Origin of the sequence: Streptomyces sp. NPDC126497 (genome assembly GCF_040302425.1) — a bacterium.
Classification (GTDB): domain Bacteria; phylum Actinomycetota; class Actinomycetes; order Streptomycetales; family Streptomycetaceae; genus Streptomyces.
This window is the reverse complement of sequence record NZ_JBEORT010000186.1, coordinates 1-5,051: the sequence shown is the minus strand read 5'-3', so window position 1 is coordinate 5,051 and position 5,051 is coordinate 1. Positions and strand designations below refer to the sequence as shown.

Sequence of the window (5,051 nt, the reverse complement as noted above, 5' to 3'; positions counted from 1 at the left end):
GCGGCGGACCGGCGACGCCCGTGCCGGGCCGTGCGGGCCGGTACGGCGACCGGCCGGCCGTGACGTAGCGGATGCCCGGTATGCCGTGGTCGGCGGCCAGGCGGCGCAGGGCGCCGTCGCCCGCCAGGAGCCTGCCGCGGACCAGCAGGGTGGTGCGCGAGCGGACGTCGGTTTCCAGGCCGCGCACGAGACGGGACAGCGCGGGCAGCAGGGAGTCGTCCAGCGGCTGACCGGGCATGCCCAGTTCGACGGCGCACACCTCCGGGTCGACGGCCGGTCCGAGCGGCCCCGGACGGGGGCCGTCCGGCGTCCACAGGGCGAGGCCCGCCCGGGTCACCGTCGCCTGCCAGCGGTCCGTCAGCCGCACCGTCCCCCGCTCGCCGCCGCCGAGGATCCAGTCGGGCGGGTGGAGCTCCACCGGCCTGGGCACGGGGGCCCGCCCCTCGGAGTCGACCGGCCCACAGACCACGGACGACACGAACGGCCGCCAGCTCGGCCTGCCGTCCAGCCCGACCAGCGTCGGCCGGGGAGGCGTTCCGGGCGGTGCGTGGTCGTCGAGCAGCGGCAGGCCGGTGAGCACCTCCACCTCGGTGCCCAGCAGGTCGGCGACCGACTGCCCGAGCCGCAGCAGGTCGCGCCGGCCGCCGGGCGCGAGCCGGGCGCGGGCGCGCTCCGCCTCCGGCAGCCCCTCGAGGACGGCGGCGACCTCGTCGGCGGCGACGTCCTCCGCCTGCGGGGCGCCGACCAGCACCGTCAGCCGCTCGAAGTCGACGGGCACGGAGAAGCACAGGTCGTCGGGGGCCGGCCCGGGCGCCCCGGCCGGGCGGATCACCACGCCCGCCGGGACGCGGTCCACGACACAGCCGCCGGCCGTGCGCACGGGCACCCCGTCCAGCGCCTCCTCCCAGACGGGCGCCGGGGCGCGCCGGCCCGCCCTCCGGGGCTCCGCTCCGGGCGCGAACCGCCACCACGCGCGGCCGGGTCCCGAGTCGCCGTGGACGAAGAGTGTTCCCCCGGGCGTGATCAGGACGGCCCCGTCCGGAGCCGTCACCTCCAGCTCCCAGGCGTCCGCGATCCTGCGGGCGACGCAGGGCCGGTCCGGCCGGTCGTCACCGGCGCCGGACATCACGAGCCGGACCCGTGCGGTGCCCCGCGCGCGGAGGGAGTCGAGCAGTGCGCCCAGCCGTGCCCAGTGGTCGGCGTCGGGCCCCCCGCCCCCGGCGGCGGAGCCCACGATCACCGTGACGACGTCCTCCTCCCGCCCGACGGCGCCCGCCACCTCGGCCACGACGTCCAGCGGGAACGAGTCGTCCTCGACCGAGCGCACCAGCAGCACGCCGTCGACGTCCTCGACCGGCGGGCCGCCGACGCCCCGGTTCCCGGCGCCGTTCGCACCGCCGGCCGGGCCCGCCGTGCCGCGGCGGCCCGTGCCGGGTCCGGGCCTGCGTCCCCGGCCCGGCAGCACGGACGACCAGCGGCTCACGCGTCCGTCCCCCGCACCGGGTGGACGGCCTCGGTCAGCAGCCGCGCGGTACGGCCCGCGGGCGCGGCGGCGGGCCGCTCCCCCGTGTCCGCGCCGTCCCCGACCGCGTCGCGCACGGCGCCGGGGTCCAGCAGCATGCTCACCGCGGCCGAGGGGTTCAGGTACAGCGCGTGCCCCTCGGGAACGCGCGCCACGAGGTCGTCCGCGCCGACGAGTTCGAACGCGAAGTGCCCCGCGGTGTGCAGGAACACCGACGAGGTGAACACCGGGACGACCGGCGTCCCGTCCGGCGCCACCGCGCTCAGCGGGCCGCCGTCCGGCGCCGTCAGCACGGCCACCTCGCGTCCCGCCAGCGCGGCCGGCACCGCCTCGCCGGGCCCGTACCCGGTCGACGCGAGCTGGACGGCGCGGTCCACCTCGTCCTCCGGCTCGGGCCAGCCGAGCGCACGCGGGGACGGCCGGTACCCGGGGTTGTCCTCCCACTCGACGATCTCCCCGTCGGGGCCGGACCGCCACCGGCCGGTCGTCGCCCACTCCGGAGGCCTCCCCTCCCCGGACCACATCGGGTCGACCACCCCCAGCCAGTGGTCCGGGGCGAGGCGGCCCGCCTCGCGGATGTCGTCCGGAACGGGCGGAAGCGCCTCGTCCTGCTGGCTCATCACTGTCCTCATTCGGTGGATCGGGACGCCGGCGCGGTCCGCGCCGGGTCGTCCGGGTCGTCGTGCCGGAGGAGGCGGCGCGCGGTCGTGGCGTCCGTGACGACTCCGGTGAGCAGTCCGGACCTCAGCGCGGCGCGGACCGCCCCGGTGCCGCTTCCACCGGTCGTGACGCCGATCAGCTCCGTGACACCGCGGAGTTCCGCGGCGCCGACGGCGATCGTGCGGGCGTTCAGTTCGGTGGGGATCACCCGGCCCGCGGCGTCCAGGACGTGGCCGGCCACCTCGGCGCACGCTCCCGCCTCCCGGAGCGTCTCCCGCTCCCGTTCGGAGAGGGCCCCGTACACCGTGGAGTGCGGGGCGTCCCACGCGGCGACGCCGACGACGGCCTTGGTGACCAGGCCGAACCGGTCCAGCGTCTCGGCGGTGGCGGGCTGGCTGCGCAGGACCGCGGCCGTCACGGCGTCGGGCAGGAGGAACGGGGTGTGGAGCGGGAACGCCCTGCCGCCGCCCGCCGCGGCCGTACGGCGGACCGCGGTGATCGCGGCGTCGTGGGCGAGGTCCCGCCCGCGCACCCCGGTCAGCTGGACCACGTCGCACGGCGGCAGCCGGGTGACCGCCTCGCTGAGCGCCTCCACCGCGTGGCTGCCGTCCAGCCCGAGGACGTCGCCCTCCTCGACGATCTCCGAGACCAGCCGGGCCGCCGCCGTACCCAGCCAGCGCCCGTTCCGCCGCTGGTCCGCCGGCGCCGCCGGACCGCCCTCGCCGCGGCCCAGGTCGACGACGATCCCGTGCCGGAGTCCGAAGCGTTCGGTCAGCGTCCGTCCGAGGGGGACGTCGATCTCGGCCGGGACGGTGATGTCGATCCGCACGATGTCGTGGGCCACGGCCGCGTCGAGGAGGCGGGCCACCTTGAACCGGCTGATGCCGAACTCCTTGGCGATCTCCACCTTCGACCGCTGCTCCAGGTAGAAGCGCCGGGCGACGGCGGCGGCGAGGAGCGTGTCGATCGGTGCGGGTGGCGCCACCGCCTCAGCCGGTTCGGCCATCTCGTCTCTCCGCGCTCTCATCGGGCGTCGAATCACGCCACTTCTCCGGCTAGTTCATCTGTACGAAGTGAGCGGAACATGACGGGGAAGCGACATCGAAGTGGCGCCGGAGACGTCGGTGACCCCCGGGTCCGGACTTTCCCGGTCCCCGACGGGTCACCCGTGCCGGGACGGGGAAGAAATCATTCCGACTCCCCTCCCCCCACCGGCACTTCAGGGAGCCCCATGCTGCGCGGCATCGACGTGAGTGCGTACCAGTCGTCCTCGTACGACACCGACGGCCTGTCCTTCGTCTTCATCAAGGCGACGGAGGGCCGTTCCTACACCAACCCCAGGCTCTCGGCCCAGACGAAGAGGGCCCGCGACGCCGGTCTGGTCGTCGGCTTCTACCACTTCCTCTGGCCGGGCAACCTCACGGCCCAGGCGGAGTACTTCGTGCGCGGGGCCCCGGAGAAGCGGGGCGACGTCCTCGCGGTCGACTGGGAGACGACGGGCGAGGGGACGCGGGCGAGCAACGCGGAGAAGGACCGCTTCATCCGCAAGGTGAAGAAGCTGCGGCCGCACCACAGGGTGATCCTGTACTGCAACCGGAATTTCTGGCTGAACGTCGACACCACGTCCTACGCCGGCGACGGCCTCTGGATCGCCGACTACGTCACCGCCGGAAAGCCCCGCATCCGGGCGCAGTGGCGCTTCCACCAGTACACCGACGACCCGCTGGACAAGAACGTCGCGGACTTCCCCAGCAGGTCGGCGTTGGAGGAATGGGCCGAGGGCGCCTAGGGCCTCTCGTTTGGATCATGTCGGCGTCGCGGGGCTTGGCACGCGCATCTGCCGCGTTGTCGTCAGTTGCCAACGCTCCGCGTCGGCGCGGTCCCGTCAACCGTCCTCGCAGGTCTCCCGTACGTAGCCGGGGCTCCCCTTCGTCACGAGGTCCAGGTCGCGGCGCACGACGCCGATGTCGTCGCCCCAGCCGTCGCAGGCCGTCCGCAGCCCCCGCTCGCTGTACTCGACGACCAGGACGTGGGGGCCGAACGCGTTGACGTAGTCGCCGCACTCCCGGTACGCCCCGCACTCCTCCACCACGGCGAAGTCGAGGCCCACCTCCTCGCGCTCCGGGGCCAGTTCGACGGTGTTCTTCTGGCCGATGGCCAGGCCCCGGTCGTGCGCGTGCGCGGAGAGCAGCGCGAGGAAGGCCTTCGCGTCGTCCGCGCTCAGCAGACCGTCGGGGGCCCGCGTGTAGCTGTCGTAGTTGTCGGGCTCGACGGCCTGGAACCCCTTGGACGCGCACCGGTCGATCCAGCCGTTCACCTTCTCGGCGATCCGGCCGCGCTTGGCGGCGGTGCCGATGTCGAGCATCGCCTCGTCCCACTCCTCGTCCATGACCACGTCGCCGGCGTCGTCGCGCAGCAGCAGGTCGGGGTCCCAGTCCTCCTCCTTCCCTGGCTGGGCCTGGAAGGCGTTGACGTAGCAGATGTTGTAGGCGCCGGGCGCCGGGGACGCCGTGTGGTCGCGGGCGACGACGTCCACCCCCTCCGGCGGCGCGTAGGCGCCGCCGAGCTGGTAGTCGAATCCGGCGTGCACGGGCGGCAGGACGGGCTCGTCCGCGCCCCGGCCGTCACCGGGGGCCTCGCCCGTACAGGCCGTGAGCAGGAAGGGGAGGAGAGCGGCCGAGGCCGCGAGCAGCGCCGGGAAGCGGCGGGCGGGGGGCCGGTTGGTACGCATGGCTGGTGGGCTCCGTGGGGAAAGGACGTCCGCCCCGGGCGGGGCGGCGGAACGGTGCGGGACCGCGGCGGCGGGGCGGCTCCGCCGGCCGGGCGTGCCCGGGGGGCCGAAGGCGCGACTCCGGCCCCCCGGAACGCC

4 protein-coding genes and 1 pseudogene are annotated in these 5,051 nt (G+C 75.4%); 1 reads left to right on the top strand and 4 read right to left on the bottom strand.

Translation table 11 applies throughout. From position 1 onward, the window contains the following. The 3 genes and pseudogenes from ABTY20_RS34780 to ABTY20_RS34770 form a co-directional block, all read right to left on the bottom strand. Positions 1-1,483: pseudogene (locus ABTY20_RS34780) on the bottom strand (hypothetical protein); the annotation flags it as partial. Beyond that, positions 1,480-2,142: a type VII secretion system-associated protein gene (locus ABTY20_RS34775; RefSeq protein ID WP_352001145.1), complete on the bottom strand. Its 663-nt coding sequence runs from the start codon at positions 2,140-2,142 to the stop codon at positions 1,480-1,482. The pseudogene ABTY20_RS34780 and the gene ABTY20_RS34775, both read right to left, overlap by 4 nt. 8 nt (positions 2,143-2,150) lie before the next feature. Then, positions 2,151-3,188 (bottom strand): sugar-binding transcriptional regulator, encoded by a 1,038-nt coding sequence (locus tag ABTY20_RS34770; RefSeq protein ID WP_352001144.1) that lies wholly within the window; start codon positions 3,186-3,188, stop codon positions 2,151-2,153. A gap of 225 nt (positions 3,189-3,413) precedes the next feature. On the opposite strand from ABTY20_RS34770, the gene ABTY20_RS34765 reads away from it, so the two are divergent. Further along, entirely contained in the window at positions 3,414-3,971 is a 558-nt protein-coding gene (locus tag ABTY20_RS34765) for a glycoside hydrolase family 25 protein (RefSeq protein WP_352001143.1), read from the top strand. A gap of 96 nt (positions 3,972-4,067) precedes the next feature. Here the strand turns inward: ABTY20_RS34765 and ABTY20_RS34760 are convergent, their stop codons facing one another. Beyond that, positions 4,068-4,913 carry an endo alpha-1,4 polygalactosaminidase gene (locus ABTY20_RS34760; RefSeq protein WP_352001142.1) on the bottom strand — a complete coding sequence of 282 codons (846 nt, stop codon included), beginning with the start codon at positions 4,911-4,913 and terminating at the stop codon, positions 4,068-4,070. Positions 4,914-5,051: the final 138 nt, after the last annotated feature.

What these genes read in the sequence shown, in the direction of transcription:
- ABTY20_RS34775 (WP_352001145.1), bottom strand. Translation starts at nt 2,142, where the DNA reads ATGAGCCAGCAGGACGAGGCGCTTCCGCCCGTTCCGGACGACATCCGC.
- ABTY20_RS34770 (WP_352001144.1), bottom strand. Translation starts at nt 3,188, where the DNA reads ATGGCCGAACCGGCTGAGGCGGTGGCGCCACCCGCACCGATCGACACG.
- ABTY20_RS34765 (WP_352001143.1), top strand. Translation starts at nt 3,414, where the DNA reads ATGCTGCGCGGCATCGACGTGAGTGCGTACCAGTCGTCCTCGTACGAC.
- ABTY20_RS34760 (WP_352001142.1), bottom strand. Translation starts at nt 4,913, where the DNA reads ATGCGTACCAACCGGCCCCCCGCCCGCCGCTTCCCGGCGCTGCTCGCG.